Here is an 18,040-nt window from a genome sequence, read left to right on the forward strand (position 1 = left end):
CCGATTGCAGCTCCCTGCGTCGGCTTGCGCCGACTGGCGGTTCTTGTCAGGCATTTCCCACAAGAGTACAAATGTACTCCATGACTAATCTGACTCCCCGCCGTACCGCCATTCTGACCTTTATCCGCGATCGCATCGCCGAACACGGTCAGCCCCCAAGCCTCGCTGAAATCAGCGAGGCTTTTGGTTTTGCCTCGCGCAGCGTGGCGCGCAAGCATGTGCTGGCGCTCACCGAAGCCGGTTTCATTGAGGTCAATCCGCATCAGGCCCGGGGCATTCGCCTGCTCGGTCAGCCGCCGCGTCCGGAATTGCTGGAGATCCCCGTACTTGGTCGTGTTGCCGCCGGCGCACCGATTGGCGCCGATGCCGATATCCATAACCGTTTGCTGTTCGACCCGGCGCTGTTCTCCCGCACCCCGGATTACATGCTGCGGGTGCAGGGCGACTCGATGATCGAAGACGGCATCCTCGATGGCGATCTGGTCGGTGTGCGGCGCAATCCTGAGGCGCTGAACGGCCAGATCGTCGTTGCGCGTCTGGACGGTGAAGTCACCATTAAACGTTTCGAGCGGGTCGGTGATGAGGTGCGTCTGTTGCCACGCAACCCGGCTTACAAGCCTATTGTCGTGCATGATGATCAGGATCTGGCCATCGAAGGCGTGTTCTGTGGTCTGGTGAGGCAAGGCTGATGGGCGCCGTCGTTGCGTTGGATACGCTGTTCAATGGCGGCCAGGTCTGGCGCGGCCGGCCTGCGCCACCGGCGGCGAGTCCGCAGCCGACCGGGCATGCGGGATTGGACGCGGCCCTGCCCAGCGGCGGCTGGCCGGAAGCGGCGCTGAGCGAAATCCTTCTCGCCGGCCCCGGTGTCGGCGAGCTGCAGCTGGTCTGGCCGACCCTGGCGCGATTGTCCGCGGCCGGTGAGCGCATCGTGCTGGTGGCGCCGCCGTTCGTGCCGTACCCGCAGGCCTGGGCCAATGCCGGAGTCGATCTGCGCCAGTTGTCGGTCATTCAGGCCAGCGAACGCGATGCCTTGTGGGCGGCGGAGCAATGCCTGCGCTCGGGCAGTTGCGGCGCGGTGCTGTGCTGGCCGAACAAGGCCGATGACCGAGCCTTGCGGCGTTTGCAGGTAGCGGCGGAAACCGGCCAGACCCTGGCCTTTGCCTGGCGCCCGTTGAGCGAAGCGGTCAACCCGTCACCGGCAGCGTTACGGATTGCCATCGATGCCAAACCGGCGCAGCTACGCGTACTCAAATGCCGTGGCGGCCTGGCGCGTGCTACGCCGATTGCCTTTGCCGTGGGGCACTGATCGCCATGCGCTGGGTATGTATTCTGTTTCCGCAATTGGCCCTCGACGCCGTGCTGCGTCAGCGGCCCGACCCTGAAGAGCCGCTGGTCCTGCTCAGCGGCCCGGCCCAACGCCGAGTGCTGCAAGCGGTAAATCCGGCGGCGCGCAAACTCGGCCTGCGCCCCGGCATGTCGATGACCGCCGCGCAAGCCATGAGCAAAGGCTTTGCCACCGCCGATTACGAGGTGGCCGAGGTCGAGCACTGGCAGCAGTTTCTCGCCGCGTGGGCCTATCGCTTCAGCGCGCAGGTCAGCGTGCATTACCCGCGTACCGTGGTCTTCGAGATCGAATCCAGCCTCGGACTGTTCGGTACCTGGCCGCAATTTGAAGCTCGCCTGCGCCAGGAATTGAAAGATCTGGGCTTTCGCCATCGAATCGTCGCCGCGCCGAACCCGGTGGCGGCGCGAGTGCTGGCCAATGCCTACGATGGCCTGGTGGTGCCGGACGGCGAGGCTCTGCAGCATCATCTCGGGCAATTGCCGGTCGACCGCGTCGGGCTGGAACCGAATGTCGCTACGGCGTTGTCGCGCATGGGCCTGCGCAATCTCAGCCAGGTGCAAAGCCTGCCACGCCAGGCACTGGCCCGGCGCTTCGAAGCGCAGATGCTCAAGCACCTCGACACGCTGTTCGGCGCACGCCCGCTGGCGCTGGCGTTCTATCTGCCGCCCGACCGTTTCGATATCCGCATCGAACTGAATTTCGACGTGCAATCCCATCAAGCCTTGCTGTTCCCGTTACGGCGCTTGACCGGCGATCTGTCGGCGTTCCTCTGCGGGCGCGACAGTGGCGTGCAGCGATTCGACCTGCATCTGGAACACGCCGGGCTGCCGGACACAGTGGTCAAGGTCGGCCTGCTCAGTGCCGAGCGTGACGCGGCAATGCTGTTTGAACTGGCCCGTGGCCGGCTGGAACAAGTCCAGGTCGAAGCACCGGTGCGTGGTTTTCGCCTGCGCGCCGAAGACCTGCCGAGTTTCATTCCGCAGTATCAGGAGCTGTTCGACGACCGCCCGCAGCAGACCTTGCCCTGGGAGCAATTGCGCGAACGTCTGCGCGCACGGCTGGGTGATGACGCGGTGCAGGGGCTGCGCTTTCAGGCCGATCATCGCCCTGAGTGCGCGTGGCAGAACACTGCCGATAAACAGCTTTGCACGGGGTTGCCCAGCGTGCAGCGTCCGGGCTGGCTGCTCAACGAACCGCAAAGCGTGCCGGAAGGTTCGGCGCGGATTCTCATGGGGCCGGAGCGCATCGAATCCGGTTGGTGGGACGGTGGCGACGTGCGGCGTGATTACTACCTCATCCAGAACCGCGCCGGTCAGCAGGGCTGGGCATGGCGGGCGGTGGGTGAGGGCGGTCCGCTGTGGCTGCAAGGCTGGTTCGCATGAGTGCCGATTACGCCGAACTGCATTGCCTGTCGAACTTCAGTTTCCAGCGCGGAGCCTCGAGCGCGCTGGAACTGTTTCAGCGGGCGAAAAAGCACGGCTATCAGGCGCTGGCGATCACCGACGAATGTACCCTGGCCGGAATCGTCCGTGCGTGGCAAGCGGCGAAGTCTGTGGAGTTGCCGCTGATCATCGGCAGCGAGGTGCGCATCGACAACGGCCCGAAACTGGTACTGCTGGTGGAAAACCTTGCCGGTTATCAGGCCCTGTGCGGCTTGATCACCCAGGCCCGGCGGCGTACGCAGAAAGGCCAGTATCAGGTGCTGCGCGAAGACTTCGCCGAAGCGCTGCCGGGTTTGCTGGTGTTGTGGGTGCCGGATTCAGTGGATGACCGGGAAGAAGGGCGCTGGCTGAAACAAACCTTCGGCGACCGCCTGTGGCTCACGGTGCAACTGCATCGCGGGCAGAACGATCAGCAGCGGCTCGCGGCATTGTTGGCTCTGGCGGCTGAGCTGCAGATTCCAGCCGTGACTAGCGGCGATGTGCACATGCATGCCCGGGGGCGACGTGCCTTGCAGGACACCATGACCGCGATCCGTCATCACGTCCCCGTGGCCGAAGCGGGTCTGCGCCTGCATCCCAATGGCGAGCGGCATTTGCGTTGCCTTGATGTGCTGCGCGAATTGTATCCGCCGGCCTTGCTCGAGGAATCGGTCAACCTGGCCCAGCGCTGCACCTTCGATCTGAGCGAGCTGCGCTATCAATATCCGAAAGAGCTGGTGCCCGAGGGCCACAGTGCAAGTTCCTGGTTGCGTCATTTGACCGAGGAGGGCATTGCCTGGCGCTGGCCGAAAGGGCCTCAGGCCAAGGTGCTCAAGCAGATCGATGACGAGCTGCAACTGATCGCTGAACTCGGCTACGAAAGCTACTTCCTCACCGTGCACGATGTGGTGCGCTTTGCCCGCACGCAGAACATCCTCTGTCAGGGCCGTGGTTCGGCCGCCAACTCGGCGGTGTGTTTTGCCTTGGGCATCACCGAGATCGATCCGGATCGCACTACGCTGCTGTTCGAACGCTTCATGTCCAAAGAGCGCAACGAGCCGCCGGACATCGATGTCGATTTCGAGCACGAGCGCCGCGAGGAAGTCCTGCAATACGTGTTCAACCGTTATGGCCGGCGGCGTGCGGCGCTGACCGCGGTGGTCAGCACCTATCACGCGACCGGTGCCGTGCGCGATGTGGCCAAGGCCCTCGGCCTGCCACCGGATCAGATCAACGCGCTGGCCGATTGTTGCGGGCGCTGGAGCGATGAGACGCCGCCGCTGGAACGCTTGCGTGAAGGCGGCTTCGACCCGGAGAGTCCGGTGCTGCGTCGGGTACTGAGCCTGACCGGGCAACTGATCGGCTTCCCCCGGCACCTGTCGCAGCATCCCGGTGGTTTCGTGATTTCCGAGCAACCGCTGGACACCTTGGTGCCGGTAGAAAACGCGGCGATGGCCGACCGCACCATCATTCAGTGGGACAAGGACGACCTTGATGCGGTCGGCCTGCTCAAGGTGGATATCCTCGCCTTGGGCATGCTCAGTGCGATTCGCCGCTGCTTCGACCTGCTGCGCCGGCATCGTGATCTGAACCTGACGCTCGCGACGATCCCCGCCGAAGACAAACCGACCTACGCAATGATCAGCCGCGCCGATACTGTCGGGGTGTTCCAGATCGAGTCGCGAGCGCAGATGTCGATGCTGCCACGCCTGAAACCGCAGACGTTCTACGATCTGGTGATTGAAGTGGCGATCGTCCGCCCGGGGCCGATTCAGGGCGGCATGGTTCATCCCTATCTGCGCCGACGTAACAAGGAAGAGGCGGAAACCTATCCGTCGCCAGCGCTCGAGGTCGTACTCAAAAGAACCCTGGGCGTGCCGCTGTTTCAGGAGCAGGTCATGCAGATCGCCATCGTCGCTGCCGACTACAGCCCCGGCGAGGCCGATCAACTGCGTCGTTCCATGGCCGCGTGGAAGCGCCATGGCGGACTGGAGCCGCACAAGGAACGTCTCGCCGCCGGGATGAAAAAGAACGGCTACACGCCGGAATTCGCTGCGCAGATCTTCGAGCAGATCAAGGGCTTCGGCAGTTACGGCTTCCCCGAATCCCACGCCGCCAGTTTCGCTTTGCTGACCTACGCCAGTTGCTGGCTGAAATGCCACGAGCCGGCGGCGTTTGCCTGCGCACTGATCAACAGTTGGCCGATGGGTTTCTACAGCCCTGACCAGATTCTGCAGGATGCGCGGCGGCACCAATTGCAGATCCGTCCGGTGGACGTGCGCGCCAGCGACTGGGATTGCAGCCTCGAACCGTTGAGTGCCGGGCAACCGGCGATTCGCATGGGCCTGCGCATGATCAAGGGATTTCGCGAAGAGGACGCACGGCGCATCGAAGCCGCGCGCCGACACGGGGCGCTTGCCGATGTCGCTGACCTGGGTGAGCGCGCCGCCCTCGACAGTCGTGCGCAGGCCTTGCTGGCAGACTCCGGCGCTTTGCGCGGTCTGGCCGGGCACCGTCATCGTGCGCGTTGGGAAGTAGCCGGGGTGCAGAAACAACTCGGCCTGTTCGCCGGCCTGCCCAACGAAGAAGAAGTCAAAATCGTCCTGCCCAAACCCAGCGTTGGCGAAGACCTGCATGCTGATTACGCGACCGTGGGGACGACGCTGGGGCCGCATCCACTGGCGTTGTTGCGTGGCGAGTTGCAGGCCCGGCGCTGCCGCAGCTCGCGCGAATTGATGGATATTGAACATGGCCGGCCGGTCAGCGTGGCCGGTCTGGTCACCGGCCGACAGCGCCCAGGTACGGCCAGTGGGGTAACGTTCGTGACCCTGGAAGACGAGTTCGGCAACGTCAACGTGGTGGTCTGGCGTGACCTGGCCGAGCGTCAGCGCCAAGTGCTGGTGGGGTCGCAATTGCTCAAGGTCGACGGCCGCTGGGAACGCGAAGGTGATGTGCGCCACCTGATCGCCGGGCGCATGAGCGACCTGAGCCCGCTGCTCAACGGCATTCATGTGCAGAGCCGGGATTTCCACTGAGCCTTTGGGAAAGAGCCTGCTCGCGAAATCGCAGTGTCAGGCGATGACGATGTTGACTGTGCCGACGCCTTCGCGAGCTGGCTCGCTCCCACAGGGACTTTGGTTGCTCTGGAGATGGTCGATCTGCCTCGTATCAGTGTGGGAGCAAGCCTGCTCGCGAAAGCGGACTGTCACGCGATGACGATGTTGAATGTGCCGCCGCCTTCGCGAGCAGGCTCGCTCCCACAGGGATTTTGGTTGCGATGAAGATGGTCGATCTGCCCCGTATCAGTGTGGGAGCGAGCCTGCTCGCGAAATCGCAGTGTCAGGCGATGACGATGTTGACTGTGCCGACGCCTTCGCGAGCAGGCTCGCTCCCACAGGGACTTTGGTTGCTCTGGAGATGGTCGATCTGCCCCGTATCAGTGTGGGAGCGAGCCTGCTCGCGAAAGCGCAGTCTCAGGCGATGACGATATTGAATGTGCCGCCGCCTTCGCGAGCAGGCTCGCTCCTTGTATGTTCCCCACACACCAGCATGAATGAGATCTAAGCTCGCTGGTGCGACATACGAAGATGTGTTTCTGGGGGAGACCGATCGCTCCTTAAGGCAGGACTTGCTCCTGACCTTGTCTGTAGAGAGGTCCCCCCGCCTCATTGCCCACCACGAAGAGTATCGAGAAGCCGACGAGTCGGACTTCGCATTACAAGGTTGCAGTGGCATGAAGTTCGAGGTCAGGGGAACCAGGAAGCATTTTTAACTCAGTTCTCTTGGAGTTGAAAGCATGAACATGCACGTCGGCTTGGATGTGGGATCTCGCACTACAGCGATGGGCTGGCGCAATGGCGGCCGCTTTGCAGGTCAGTGCAATATCGACCAGACACCGGCGGGGCGCAAAGCTGCTGTCGGCAAATTGCTTGAGCTCAAGCCTATGTCTGTGGTGATGGAAGCCACAGGAATCTACTACCTGGACTTGGCCATGGAGCTCGCTGCGGCAGGTTTGCCAGTCTCGGTTATCAATCCGAAGAGTTTTCACAACTTTGCAAAACTGATGCTGAAAAACAGCAAAACGGACGCAATCGATGCCCAGTTATTAGCTGAGTACGGCGAACGCATGAGCCCAAGGTTGTGGACGCCGCCCACTTCAATACAACTTGAGCTGCGCGCTATTGGTCGCCACCTCAATCGTTTGACGGGTCATCGCACCCGCGCCAAAAACGAGCTGCATGCACTAAAAGCCACTCAAACAACTCTTCTGATGCTGATTGAGGACGAAGAAGAAGCCATCAACGCCTTTGACAAACGAATCGAGCGTTTCCGACTAGCGGGTCGGGCATTGATCGACAACTGCCCAACGTTGAGCGCCCAGTTCGCCCACATGATCACCGCCCCTGGCATGGGTGAGATCTCAGTATTTGCGGCGCTGGCTGAACTGACGACCTTACCGGTAACGCTCAAGTCAGCGCAGGTCAGCCGCCATGCCGGACTCGATGTCCGACTCACGCAATCAGGCACCAGCATTGATAAACCCGGCCGGATAAGTAAGGGCGGCAATGCCTATTTGCGCTCAGCGATGTACATGCCTGCGCTGACCGCCATACGTTGCGACCCAAACGTGAAAGCGTTTTACGAAGCCTTGGTGGCTCGAGGAAAGAGGAAGATGCAGGCTATTGTCGCAATCATGCGCAAATACCTGACCGGACTATGGGCCTGCATGCGGGCAGGCGAAGACTTCAGTACAGCCAAGCTTTTTAGCGGTAAACACACCCAAAAAGCTTGACCGTGAACAGAGTATCTACAGGTTTTGGCTGTTTATCCAAAATCGAGATAAATCAAAAGGCTGCACCTTTGGGCCGAAGGCAGATATTCTGCGCTTCACACCGGTACGGGAACCCGATCAACTCCATGGCCAGCCACTGCCAGGATGAATTGCCCGACGCCAAAGGAGTGTTCGAATGAGCGAAAAGAAACTGGAAACCACGGTCGATCGCGTCTACCAAGGGGTTTACGCGGCGATCAGCAAGCGTTCGTTGCGCCCGGGCATGAAGCTGGGTGAGGCCTCGCTGGCCGAGTTGTTCAATGTCAGCCGCACGTCGGTGCGTGCTGCGCTCAAGCAGTTGGAAGCCGATGGTCTGGTCACCACTGAGCCCAACAAAGGTGCATCGGTGTCGCTGCCCAGTGACGCAGAGCTGCGTTCGCTGTTCGAAACCCGGCGGCTGATCGAAATAGGCATCGTCACCGAACTGTGCCGGCGCAAAGACACCGTTGCGATGCAGGATCTGCGTGAGCACTTGTTGCTGGAGGATGCCGCCCATGCGGCCGGCGACCATGAACGGCTGATCCATCTGCTCGGCGAATTCCACCTCAAACTTGCGCGCAGCCTGAACAATCCGGTGCTGCTCGACTGGTTCCAGAAGCTGATCTCGCGCGCTTCGCTGTATGCCGCCGCGCTCGATGACGACAGTCACCAGGCCTGCCGCGACGATGAACACCTGCGTTTGCTCGAGTACATCGAGGCCGGCAATCAGAGCGCCGCGATCGAGCTGACCTGCACGCACCTCAACGGAATCGAGAAGGCGATTCTCGACGTTGCTGCAAAAATGAAAACCGGCTATCACCCACTCAAACACTTGATTGGCGTCTGAATGGCTCTGCGTCGCTAATCGGCTATACCTGCAATGAAACCAATGCGCTTTCAGGGCCTCGAAACACACGGGCGTCGCGTCGTTGTAGCGTTGCGATAGATCGGAAAACCGCAAAAAAGGACACTGAGTCAGGCGATGCAGTTTTTATCCGAAAGCCACGGCTGTGAGGGCTGGAAAGGCGAAATGGCCGAACGCATCCGTGCGTTCGACTGGAGCCACACCGAACTGGGCGCGCTCGCCGAATGGCCGGCCAGCCTGTGTAGCACCGTGCAGCTGATGCTGGCTTCGCCGCTGCCGATGGTGATGCTCTGGGGCCACGCCGGCTACATGATCTACAACGACGCTTATTCCGAATTCGCCGGTGGCCGCCATCCCTATCTGCTTGGCGTGCCGGTAGAGCTGGGCTGGCCGGAAGTCGCCGAGTTCAACCGCCACGTCGTTGACACCTGCCTGGCCGGCGGCACCTTGTCCTATCGCAACAAAGAGTTGGTATTGCTGCGCGACGGCGTGCCCGAAGACGTCTGGATGGATTTGTATTACAGCCCGGTAGCCAACGACGAAGGCGTGCCCGGCGGCGTCATGGCGATGGTGGTCGAAACCACCGAACTGGTGCATTCCGAGCGCCTGCGCCAGGCGGCCGAAGATGCCTATCGCGCCGACAACGAGCGCGTGCGGCTGGCGCTGAATGCCGGCGCACTGCTTGGCTCGTTTGTCTGGGACATCAAGAACAATCGCTTCTCCGCTGACGAACGTTTCGCCCGCACCTTTTCCTATCCGCCGGATCAGGACCTGAGCGATCTGCAACAAGAGATCGCCGAATCACGCATTCATCCTGACGACCACCCATGGGTCCAGGAACGGGTCGCCCATTGCGTGCGCACTGGCGAGCCGTACAACGCTGAATACCGTGTGCAGCGCGGCGATGGCCAATATCTGTGGGTGCTGGCCAGTGGTGCTTGCGAGTTCGATGAAGACGGAAGGCCGTTTCGCTTCCCCGGGGTGCTGATCGATATTCATGAGCGCAAGAATGCTGAAGAGTCGCTGCTCAAATTCACCCGCAACCTCGAACAGCGCGTGGCCGCCGAGGTGAATGCGCGGCTCGCGGCCGAGGAACAACTTCGCCAATCGCAGAAGCTCGAAGCCATCGGCGGCCTGACCGGTGGTGTTGCCCATGACTTCAACAATCTGCTGCAAGTCATCGCCGGCAACCTGCATCTGCTAGCTCGGCATGAGCCCAACAATGCCAACGTGCAGCGCCGGGTCGGGGCTTCGCTGGCGGCGGTCGAGCGCGGGGCCAAACTGTCTTCGCAATTGCTGGCCTTTGCCCGGCGGCAACCGCTTTCACCCGCCGTGTGCAACCCCGAGCAGATTTTCGAAGGCGTTGGCGAGTTGCTGCAACGCGCCTTGGGCGAAACCATTCAGATCGACGTGCAGTTGCCGCCGCAGCCGTGGCATATCAATGTCGACCGCAACCAACTGGAAAACGCGATTCTCAATCTGGCCATCAACGCCCGCGACGCGATGAAAGGCGAGGGCGTCATCGGCCTCAGTGCCGCCAATGTCAGCCTGGACAGCGAATACTGCGCCGGCAAGGGCATAGCGGCCGGTGAGTATGTTCGCGTGGCGGTCACCGACACCGGCGTGGGTATTGCCCCACAAATGCTGGAACAGGTTTTCGAACCGTTCTTCACCACCAAGGCCGACGGCCAGGGCACCGGGCTCGGTTTGAGCATGGTCTTCGGCTTCGTCAAACAGAGTGGCGGTCACGTCGAGATCGACAGCAAGCTCGGCGAAGGCACGCGGGTGCAGTTGTATTTCCCGCGCAGTCTGCGCCCGGTTCGCGAAGAGACCGCCAGTGTCGGCGAACGCAAGAGCGGCGGCCACGAAACCATTCTGGTGGTGGAGGACAACGACGCGGTGCGCGCTTCGGCGGTGGAGTTGCTGCGCGAGGAAGGCTATCGGGTGATGACCGCGTGCAATGGCGACGTGGCCATGCAGATGTTGCTGGAAGGCATCGAGATCGATCTGATCTTCACCGACGTGGTCATGCCCGGCCTGATCAAGAGTTCGGATCTGGCCGCGTGGGCCAAGGTGCAGACGCCGCCGGTGCCGGTGCTGTTCACCTCCGGTCATACCCGCGACATCATTTCCCGCGACCACCAGCTCAGCCCCGATACGCATCTGCTCGGCAAACCGTACAGCCCGCAAGCGTTACTGCAGATGATTTGCGAGGTGCTCGGCACTTGATGCCGAGCGCTGCCCAGTTTTTCAATCAAGGCAGGCCGATGATTTCCAAGCGCAATTCCAAAGCACCCGCCGGCATGGTTCGCGTGCGCGGCGCCCGCGAACATAACCTGAAGAACGTTGATGTCGATATTCCGCGCGATGCGCTGGTGGTGTTCACCGGCGTCTCCGGTTCGGGCAAGTCGTCGCTGGCGTTTTCCACGCTGTATGCCGAGGCCCAGCGGCGGTATTTCGAATCGGTGGCGCCGTACGCGCGGCGGCTGATCGATCAGGTCGGCGTGCCGGATGTCGATTCCATCGAAGGACTGCCGCCCGCCGTCGCTTTGCAACAGCAGCGCGGCACGCCGAGCGCGCGTTCGTCGGTGGGCAGCGTGACGACGTTGTCGAGCCTGATCCGCATGCTCTATTCCCGCGCCGGCAGTTATCCGCCGGGGCAGCCGATGTTGTATGCCGAAGACTTTTCACCGAACACACCACAGGGCGCCTGCCCGGAGTGTCACGGACTTGGCCGCGTCTATGAAGTGACCGAAGCGCTGATGGTGCCGGACCCGAACCTGACCATCCGCCAGCGCGCCGTGGCGTCCTGGCCCTTGGCGTGGCAGGGGCAGAACCTACGCGACATCCTCGTGACCATGGGCATCGATGTCGATATTCCCTGGAAGAAACTGCCGAAAAAGCAACGCGACTGGATTCTCTTCACTGAAGAGACGCCGACGGTGCCGGTGTACGCCGGGCTGACCCCGGAAGAAACCCGCGTCGCCCTCAAGCGCAAGATGGAACCGAGTTATCAGGGCACCTTCACCGGCGCGCGGCGCTACATCCTGCACACCTTCACCCACTCGCAAAGTGCGCTGATGAAGAAGCGTGTTTCACAGTTCATGCGCGGTAGCCCGTGCCCATTGTGCGAGGGCAAACGGCTCAAGCGCGAGGCGTTGTCGGTGACCTTCGCCGGTTACGACATTGGTGAGTTGTCGCAGATGCCGTTGCTGCAAGTGGCCGAAGTGCTGCGGCCTGTAGCAGCGGCAAATTATCTGGAACAGGCCGAGGAGAGCGGCGACACCCTCAGCCATGCGCAAACCCGCGAGGCCCGTCAGCAGCGGGTCGCCCATGGCGCGAGCGGTCACGCCAGCGCGCCGGACGTGCGCCATACGCCGAACCTGTCGCTGGAAAAGCGTCTGGCGGCGCAGCGCATCGCTGAGGATTTGCTGGAGCGGGTCAGCACCCTGACCGATCTCGGCCTGGGTTATCTGGCGCTGGAACGCAGTACGCCGACGTTGTCGTCGGGCGAGTTGCAGCGTTTGCGCCTGGCCACGCAATTGGGTTCGCAGCTGTTCGGGGTGATTTATGTCCTGGACGAACCGTCTGCCGGCCTGCATCCGGCGGATGGCGAGGCGCTGTTCGAGGCTTTGCAGCGGTTGAAGGCGGACGGCAACACGCTGTTTGTAGTCGAGCACGATGTCGAAACCATGCGCCGCGCCGACTGGCTGATCGACGTCGGCCCGGCGGCGGGCGAGAAGGGCGGGCGCGTGCTGTACAGCGGTCCGCCTGCGGGACTCGCTGATGTTTCAGATTCGCAGACCCGCGCCTATCTGTTTGCCGAAAACCAACGCCCTGAGCGCGCCGCGCGCAAGCCAAGCGGATGGCTGAAGCTCGATGGCGTGACGCGCAATAACCTGAATAATCTCAGCGCCGAATTCCCCTTGGGCTGTTTCACCTCGGTGACCGGCGTATCGGGTTCTGGCAAATCGAGTCTGGTCAGTCAGGCCTTGCTGGAACTGGTCGGCGCGCAGTTGGGCCGTCCAGTGGCCGAGGCCGAGTCGGAAGAACCGAGTCTGGAAGATGACACGCCGCCGCCCAGCACTGGCCAGATCAGCGCCGGCCTGGAGTCGATCAAACGCCTGGTGCAGGTTGATCAGAAACCCATCGGACGCACGCCGCGCTCCAATCTGGCGACCTACACCGGGCTGTTCGACAACGTGCGCAAGCTATTCGCCGCGACTCCCGAGGCGCAAGCGGCCGGTTATGACGCCGGGCAGTTTTCCTTCAACGTCGCCAAGGGCCGTTGCGCTACTTGCGAGGGTGAGGGGTTCGTCAGTGTGGAATTGCTGTTCATGCCCAGCGTGTATGCGCCGTGCCCAACTTGCCACGGAGCGCGATATAACCCGCAGACATTGGCGATTCTCTGGCAGGGCTTGAGCATCGCCCAAGTCCTGCAACTGACAGTCGATGAAGCGGTAGCGGTGTTTGCCGAGCAGGCGGGGATTCGTCGTTCGCTGGAGGTGCTGCGCGATATCGGTCTGGGTTACTTGCGCCTCGGGCAACCGGCCACGGAGCTCTCCGGCGGTGAGGCGCAGCGGATCAAACTGGCAACCGAATTGCAGCGCAACCAGCGTGGCGCGACCTTGTATGTGCTGGATGAGCCGACCACGGGATTGCACCCGAGGGATGTCGATCGCTTGCTGGAACAACTCGATACGCTGGTAACGGCGGGGCACACGGTGATTGTGGTCGAACACGAAATGCGTGTCGTCGCGCAGAGCGACTGGGTGATCGACATCGGCCCCGGGGCCGGCGATCAGGGCGGCAGGATCGTCGCCACCGGCACACCGCAAAAAGTTGCGGCGAGCAAGAAGAGCAAGACTGCGCCGTTTCTGGCCCGGGCTTTGAGCCGATAACTGCAGCGCCTTGCTGGCCGCCATCGCTGGCAAGCCAGCTCCCACAGGAATTCAAGTTGTTGCCGAAAGTGTGCGCACACTGATGCCCCCTGTGGGAGCTGGCTTGCCAGCGATGGCGCCAGTTCAGGCGCCATCCAGCGTGCGGCGGACCTTGTCGAGCAGTTCGCTGATCTGGAACGGTTTGACCAGCATGTCCATGCCGGTGCCAAGGAAGACCTGGCGGTTGAGCGCGGTTTCGGCGTAGCCGGTCATGAACAGGATCGGCAGCCCTTCGTGCCAGCCACGGGCAACATCCGCCAGTTCACGGCCGCTCATGCGCGGCAGGCCGACGTCGGTCAGCAGCAGGTCGATCGACGGGTCATTCTGCAAGCGCTCCAGCGCCGATTCGATATCCGCCGCTTGCGTGCAGCGATAGCCGGCATCCTCCAGCACTTCGGTGACGAACAAGCGCACCGTGGCCATGTCCTCGACGATCAGCACATGCTCGCCACTGCCTTTCGCGTCAGGCACGGGCACAGGCGCGTCGGCCCCGGTCGGGTCGTTGGTGCCGGGCAGCATGATGGTCACTTCGGTGCCACGGCGGGCGACGCTGCGGATGTGCGCGTCACCGCCGGACTGACGGGCAAAACCGTAAATCGTCGACAGCCCGAGCCCGGTGCCCTGGCCCAAAGGCTTGGTGGTGAAGAACGGTTCGAACACCTTGTCGATCACATTGTGTTCAATGCCGGTGCCGTCGTCGCGTACCGACAGCGCCACGTACGCGCCATCGGCCAGATTCGGATCGCCGTGGGAATAAGCGGCGTAAGTATTGACCCAGATATTGCCGCCGGAGGGCAGGGCATCGCGGGCGTTGATCACCAGGTTGAGCACGGCGCTTTCCAGCTGCACCGGGTCGACCAGCGCAATCGCCGGTTTGTTGGTCAGTTCCAGCTTGAGGGTGATGCGCTCGCCGATGGTGCGCACCAGCAATTCTTCCAGCGAGCGGACATGCTCGTTGATGTCCACCGGCCTGGTATCGAGCGGCTGCTGACGGGCAAATGCCAGCAGACGATGGGTCAGCGAGGCCGCGCTCATCGCTGAGTTCAGCGCTGCTTCGGTGTAGAACTGCACCTTGTCCAGACGCTCATCGGCCACGCGTTTCTGGATCAGTTCCAGACTGGTGATGATCCCGGTCAGCAGGTTGTTGAAGTCGTGGGCGATACCGCCGGTGAGCTTGCCCAGTGCATCCATTTTCTGCACTTGCAGCAATTGCGCTTCGGCGTGCACGCGCTCGGCGACTTCCTTGGCCAGCTGCGTGGTGGTGTCATCCAGCCGCGCCAGATGCGAGCGCTCGCGGTGGCGGTGTTCGGTGACATCCTCGACGAACACCAGGCTGAGCTCAGGCGTGCGATACGGCGAAATCTGCCATTGCGTCTCGCGAATCTCGCCCTGCACGCGCATGTTCAGCGTGCCTTTCCAGCGCTCGCCGTCGACCAGACGCAGACGCAGTTCATCGAGGATCGAGCATTGATCTTCGGCGAAGCATTCACGCAGCGCCTGCGGATCGCGGTTATCGACGATCAGCTGGGCAAAGGCGCGATTGCATTCATGCACTTTCAGATTGGCATCGAGCACCGCGATCGGCGCCGAGACGTTAGCGAAGATCTCGCGGAAACGCGCCTCGCTTTCGCGCAGGGCATTTTCCGTGTCGCGCACCCGCAGCAGGGTACGCAGCGTCGCCAAGAGCACATCCGGGTCGACCGGGTGAATCAGATAGGCATCGGCGCCCGCGTTGAGGCCGGTGATGATGTCGCCGGTCTGGATCGACGCCGCTGACACATGGATCACCGGCAGCAGCGCAGTGCGCGGGTCGGCGCGCAACAGGCGGACGATGTCGAAACCGCTCATGTCCGGCAGGTTGACGTCGAGGATCAACGCATCGAGGGCTTCGCTCTCGATCAGGGCCAGGCCGTCGCTGCCGGTGCCGGCTTCGAGCACCGTGTAGCCATGGCGCTCCAGGCGTCGGCGCAGGGCGTAACGGGTGGCGACGTTGTCATCGACGATCAACAGGCGGATGTCACGATTCATCGACGTTCTCCAGAGCGATCGCCAGCGGGATGATGACAAAGAACGTCGAGCCGACGCCCGGCGTACTGTCTACCCCGACTTCGCCGCCCAGCAGCGCGGCGAAACGCTTGCACAGGGACAGACCCAGGCCAGTGCCGCGCAGGCGTTTCTGCAGCGGTGAATCGACCTGTGAAAAGTCTTCGAACAGCGTGTCATGCAGTTCGGCCGCGATGCCGATGCCGGTGTCGCTGACGGCAAAGCGCACTTTGTCTTCACCTTCCAGTCGCGCCGATACCCGCACTTCGCCACGGGTGGTGAATTTCAGTGAGTTGGAAATGAAGTTGCGCAGGATCTGCCCGAGTTTCTTGTCATCGGTATACAGGCGCGGCAGGCCCAGCGGTTCTTCGAAGATCAGATCCACCGCCGAAGCATCGACGATTGGCCGGAACATCCCGCGCAGGGCCGAAAACAGGTCGAACATGTCGAACCAGGCTGGCGAGATGCTGATTCGCCCGGCTTCGATCTTCGCCAGATCGAGCAGGTCATCAACCATGTCGCTGAGCTCGCGGGCAGCAGTGCTGACGAAGGCTACCTGCTTGTGCTGTTCAGGGCTGAGCGGGCCGTCCAGTTCGTCAGCGAGCAGACTGTTAATGCTCAGAATCGAACCCAGCGGTGTACGGAATTCATGGCTCATGTACGACAGGAAACGGCTCTTGAGATCCGATGCCTGACGCAGTTCTTCGGCCTGATTGTCGAGCTCGGCGTACAGCGCCAGAACACCCTGGTTGGTTTCATCGAGTTCTTCGCGCAGGGCAGTGGTTTCGCGCTGCAACTGAGCGATGAGCGCCGCCTGTTCAGCAGGGCTCAGGGTTGTCGATTCAGCCATGTGTGGCCTCCAGATCAACGACCAGCACCGTCACGTCATCGCGACCACGACAGAAGTCGCGGTGCAGGACGCTGGCTATCACGGACGGATGGCGATGCACCAGTCCGGGGTAGTCTTTGAGATTCCAACGGGACTGTAAGCCGTCGCTGTACATGATCAATAAATGTCCGTTCACGTGAGCATAGTCAAAGGGTTTGGCTTTACGGTACTGGCCGCCAACGATACCGGGATGCGAGGCCAGCCCGCGTGACTTTGCCGGGTCCAGCAAGCTGGCGCCAATGTTACCGACACCGGCGAACGTCAGGCCGTCGCGCTGGCTGTCAAACTGGGCGAACGCCACGGCGCCACCGCGGGTGCCGAGCATTTCCTGATGCAGGTCTTCCATCAATACCACAGGATCGGCAAACGGTGCCCGGGCGAATGCCCGGGCACCGGCCAGGCCGGCACGTTCGGCGTCTTCGCCATGACCGAGGCCATCGACCACCAGCGCGCTGATCCGCGAACCTTCATACGCCAGATGCCAGACATCGCCGCAGGCTGGGTCGGCATGCAGCGAATGCTGGCTGACCCCGAAGCGGATATCCGCCTGACGATCGTTGCGCGGAAAAATTCGCGCCAGCAACACCGCGCCACGGTGGTCGGCGTAGACATCGAACACATTGGTCTGCCGCGATACGGCGCCGAGGCCGATGCCCTGCGTACCGCCAGTGGAAAAGCCATCCGCCAGACAGGCATCCAGGTCAAAGCCCTGCGCCCGATCCACGGTCTGCATTTCGATGCCGAAGCCGTTATCCGGCCGAGCCAGTACACGCAGGTGAAATTCACCACGCTGGGCATGCTTGAGCACGTTGCTCGCCAGTTCGGTCGCGACCAGCGCCACGCGGCCGGCATCGTTTTCGTCGAAGCCATGCTGCTCGGCGAGTTTCTGCGCGGTGCGCCGGGCGTGGCCGATCTGGCTGCTGTCCTCGATCGGCAGAACCTGGGTCAACGACCCGGTGATATTCATGTCCATCTTGTGATCGTAATGCGCGTGCCTTTGCCGGGCTCAGTGTCGAGTTCGAATTCATTGACCAGACGCTTGGCGCCGGTGAGGCCAAGGCCCAGACCGCTACCGGAGGTCCAGCCGTCGGTCATCGCCAGCTTGATGTCGGGGATGCCAGGGCCTTCGTCGCGGAACGTGATACGCAAACCGACCCGGCCGTTTTCCTCGAGGATCTGCCAGTCCATGTCGCCGCCGCCGCCGTAGACCATGGTGTTACGCGCCAGCTCGCTGACAGCGGTCACCAGTTTGGTCAGGTCGATCAGGCGCATGCCGCATTCGGTGGCGAGTTTGCGCGTGGTCTGGCGGGCCAGCACTACGTCCTGTTCAATGAGAATGGGTTGAGTACCGCTGCTGCGCACGGTCATTGTGCGAATACTCGTTCCCGTAGCAGTTTCATCCCGCGTTCGACGTTCAGTGCGGTGCTGACGCCCGGCAATGTCATGCCCAGCTCAACGAGCGTGATCGCCACTGCCGGCTGCATGCCGACCAGCACGGTTTCGGCGTCCATGATTTTCGACAGCCCGGAAATCGTGCCGATCATGCGTCCGATGAACGAATCGACCATGTCCAGCGCCGAAATGTCGATCAACACACCGCGCGCCGAGGTCCGGCTGATGCGCTCGGCCAGATCGTCCTGCAGGGTCATCGCGAGCTGGTCGTGCATGTCGACCTGAATGGTCACCAGCAAGAACTCGCCCATTTGAAGAATCGGAATACGTTCCAT

Annotated in this window: 13 protein-coding genes; 8 read left to right on the top strand and 5 right to left on the bottom strand. The window is 62.1% G+C overall.

The window, feature by feature from the left end; all coding sequences use genetic code 11:
* The first annotated feature begins 71 nt into the window (after positions 1 to 71).
* The 8 genes from lexA (at position 72) to KVG87_RS08910 (ending at position 13,342) form a co-directional block, all read left to right on the top strand.
* The gene (gene lexA, locus KVG87_RS08875; protein WP_217850287.1) at positions 72 to 689 is read left to right on the top strand and encodes a transcriptional repressor LexA; all 618 of its coding nucleotides are present in this window, start codon (positions 72 to 74) and stop codon (positions 687 to 689) included.
* Positions 689 to 1,306 carry a translesion DNA synthesis-associated protein ImuA gene (gene imuA / locus KVG87_RS08880; RefSeq protein ID WP_024012713.1) on the top strand — a complete coding sequence of 206 codons (618 nt, stop codon included), beginning with the start codon at positions 689 to 691 and terminating at the stop codon, positions 1,304 to 1,306. Before lexA ends, imuA begins: the two co-directional genes overlap by 1 nt.
* Before the next feature lie 5 nt (positions 1,307 to 1,311).
* Positions 1,312 to 2,727, top strand: coding sequence for a Y-family DNA polymerase (locus KVG87_RS08885; RefSeq protein ID WP_217850290.1), 1,416 nt, complete (start codon positions 1,312 to 1,314; stop codon positions 2,725 to 2,727).
* Entirely contained in the window at positions 2,724 to 5,801 is a 3,078-nt protein-coding gene (locus tag KVG87_RS08890; protein WP_217850293.1) for an error-prone DNA polymerase, read from the top strand. Before KVG87_RS08885 ends, KVG87_RS08890 begins: the two co-directional genes overlap by 4 nt.
* A 761-nt stretch (positions 5,802 to 6,562) precedes the next feature.
* Positions 6,563 to 7,558 carry an IS110 family RNA-guided transposase gene (locus KVG87_RS08895; RefSeq protein WP_217849813.1) on the top strand — a complete coding sequence of 332 codons (996 nt, stop codon included), beginning with the start codon at positions 6,563 to 6,565 and terminating at the stop codon, positions 7,556 to 7,558.
* A gap of 175 nt (positions 7,559 to 7,733) precedes the next feature.
* Entirely contained in the window at positions 7,734 to 8,423 is a 690-nt protein-coding gene (locus KVG87_RS08900) for a GntR family transcriptional regulator (RefSeq protein ID WP_076563214.1), read from the top strand.
* 135 nt (positions 8,424 to 8,558) lie between these two features.
* Positions 8,559 to 10,670, top strand: a complete 2,112-nt coding sequence (locus KVG87_RS08905; RefSeq protein ID WP_076563213.1) for a PAS domain-containing hybrid sensor histidine kinase/response regulator family protein — start codon at positions 8,559 to 8,561, stop codon at positions 10,668 to 10,670.
* 38 nt (positions 10,671 to 10,708) lie between these two features.
* The gene (locus KVG87_RS08910; RefSeq protein WP_217850295.1) at positions 10,709 to 13,342 is read left to right on the top strand and encodes an excinuclease ABC subunit UvrA; all 2,634 of its coding nucleotides are present in this window, start codon (positions 10,709 to 10,711) and stop codon (positions 13,340 to 13,342) included.
* A gap of 123 nt (positions 13,343 to 13,465) precedes the next feature.
* Here the strand turns inward: KVG87_RS08910 and KVG87_RS08915 are convergent, their stop codons facing one another.
* Genes KVG87_RS08915 through KVG87_RS08935 form a run of 5 tightly spaced genes read right to left on the bottom strand, consistent with a single transcriptional unit; the run spans position 13,466 to position 18,040 of the window.
* Entirely contained in the window at positions 13,466 to 15,409 is a 1,944-nt protein-coding gene (locus KVG87_RS08915) for a PAS domain-containing hybrid sensor histidine kinase/response regulator (protein ID WP_217850298.1), read from the bottom strand.
* Positions 15,399 to 16,274, bottom strand: coding sequence for a sensor histidine kinase (locus KVG87_RS08920; RefSeq protein ID WP_076563211.1), 876 nt, complete (start codon positions 16,272 to 16,274; stop codon positions 15,399 to 15,401). Before KVG87_RS08920 ends, KVG87_RS08915 begins: the two co-directional genes overlap by 11 nt.
* Positions 16,267 to 17,280, bottom strand: coding sequence for an ATP-binding protein (locus KVG87_RS08925; RefSeq protein WP_217850471.1), 1,014 nt, complete (start codon positions 17,278 to 17,280; stop codon positions 16,267 to 16,269). The genes KVG87_RS08920 and KVG87_RS08925 overlap by 8 nt, the downstream gene beginning before the upstream one ends.
* The gene (locus KVG87_RS08930; protein WP_016774465.1) at positions 17,277 to 17,681 is read right to left on the bottom strand and encodes an anti-sigma regulatory factor; all 405 of its coding nucleotides are present in this window, start codon (positions 17,679 to 17,681) and stop codon (positions 17,277 to 17,279) included. The genes KVG87_RS08925 and KVG87_RS08930 overlap by 4 nt, the downstream gene beginning before the upstream one ends.
* Complete coding sequence (locus KVG87_RS08935; RefSeq protein ID WP_217850299.1) at positions 17,678 to 18,040, bottom strand: STAS domain-containing protein; 363 nt, start codon at positions 18,038 to 18,040, stop codon at positions 17,678 to 17,680. Before KVG87_RS08935 ends, KVG87_RS08930 begins: the two co-directional genes overlap by 4 nt.

The sequence above is a fragment of the Pseudomonas siliginis genome (assembly GCF_019145195.1).
In the GTDB taxonomy this organism is placed as follows: Bacteria; Pseudomonadota; Gammaproteobacteria; order Pseudomonadales; family Pseudomonadaceae; genus Aquipseudomonas; species Aquipseudomonas siliginis.

Excerpts from the sequence above, each read along its gene's own strand:
- KVG87_RS08905 (WP_076563213.1), top strand. The coding sequence starts at position 8,559 with ATGCAGTTTTTATCCGAAAGCCACGGCTGTGAGGGCTGGAAAGGCGAA.
- KVG87_RS08910 (WP_217850295.1), top strand. The coding sequence starts at position 10,709 with ATGATTTCCAAGCGCAATTCCAAAGCACCCGCCGGCATGGTTCGCGTG.
- KVG87_RS08935 (WP_217850299.1), bottom strand. The coding sequence starts at position 18,040 with ATGGAACGTATTCCGATTCTTCAAATGGGCGAGTTCTTGCTGGTGACC.
- KVG87_RS08920 (WP_076563211.1), bottom strand. The coding sequence starts at position 16,274 with ATGGCTGAATCGACAACCCTGAGCCCTGCTGAACAGGCGGCGCTCATC.
- lexA (WP_217850287.1), top strand. The coding sequence starts at position 72 with ATGTACTCCATGACTAATCTGACTCCCCGCCGTACCGCCATTCTGACC.
- KVG87_RS08895 (WP_217849813.1), top strand. The coding sequence starts at position 6,563 with ATGAACATGCACGTCGGCTTGGATGTGGGATCTCGCACTACAGCGATG.
- KVG87_RS08890 (WP_217850293.1), top strand. The coding sequence starts at position 2,724 with ATGAGTGCCGATTACGCCGAACTGCATTGCCTGTCGAACTTCAGTTTC.
- imuA (WP_024012713.1), top strand. The coding sequence starts at position 689 with ATGGGCGCCGTCGTTGCGTTGGATACGCTGTTCAATGGCGGCCAGGTC.
- KVG87_RS08930 (WP_016774465.1), bottom strand. The coding sequence starts at position 17,681 with ATGACCGTGCGCAGCAGCGGTACTCAACCCATTCTCATTGAACAGGAC.
- KVG87_RS08885 (WP_217850290.1), top strand. The coding sequence starts at position 1,312 with ATGCGCTGGGTATGTATTCTGTTTCCGCAATTGGCCCTCGACGCCGTG.
- KVG87_RS08900 (WP_076563214.1), top strand. The coding sequence starts at position 7,734 with ATGAGCGAAAAGAAACTGGAAACCACGGTCGATCGCGTCTACCAAGGG.
- KVG87_RS08915 (WP_217850298.1), bottom strand. The coding sequence starts at position 15,409 with ATGAATCGTGACATCCGCCTGTTGATCGTCGATGACAACGTCGCCACC.
- KVG87_RS08925 (WP_217850471.1), bottom strand. The coding sequence starts at position 17,280 with ATGAATATCACCGGGTCGTTGACCCAGGTTCTGCCGATCGAGGACAGC.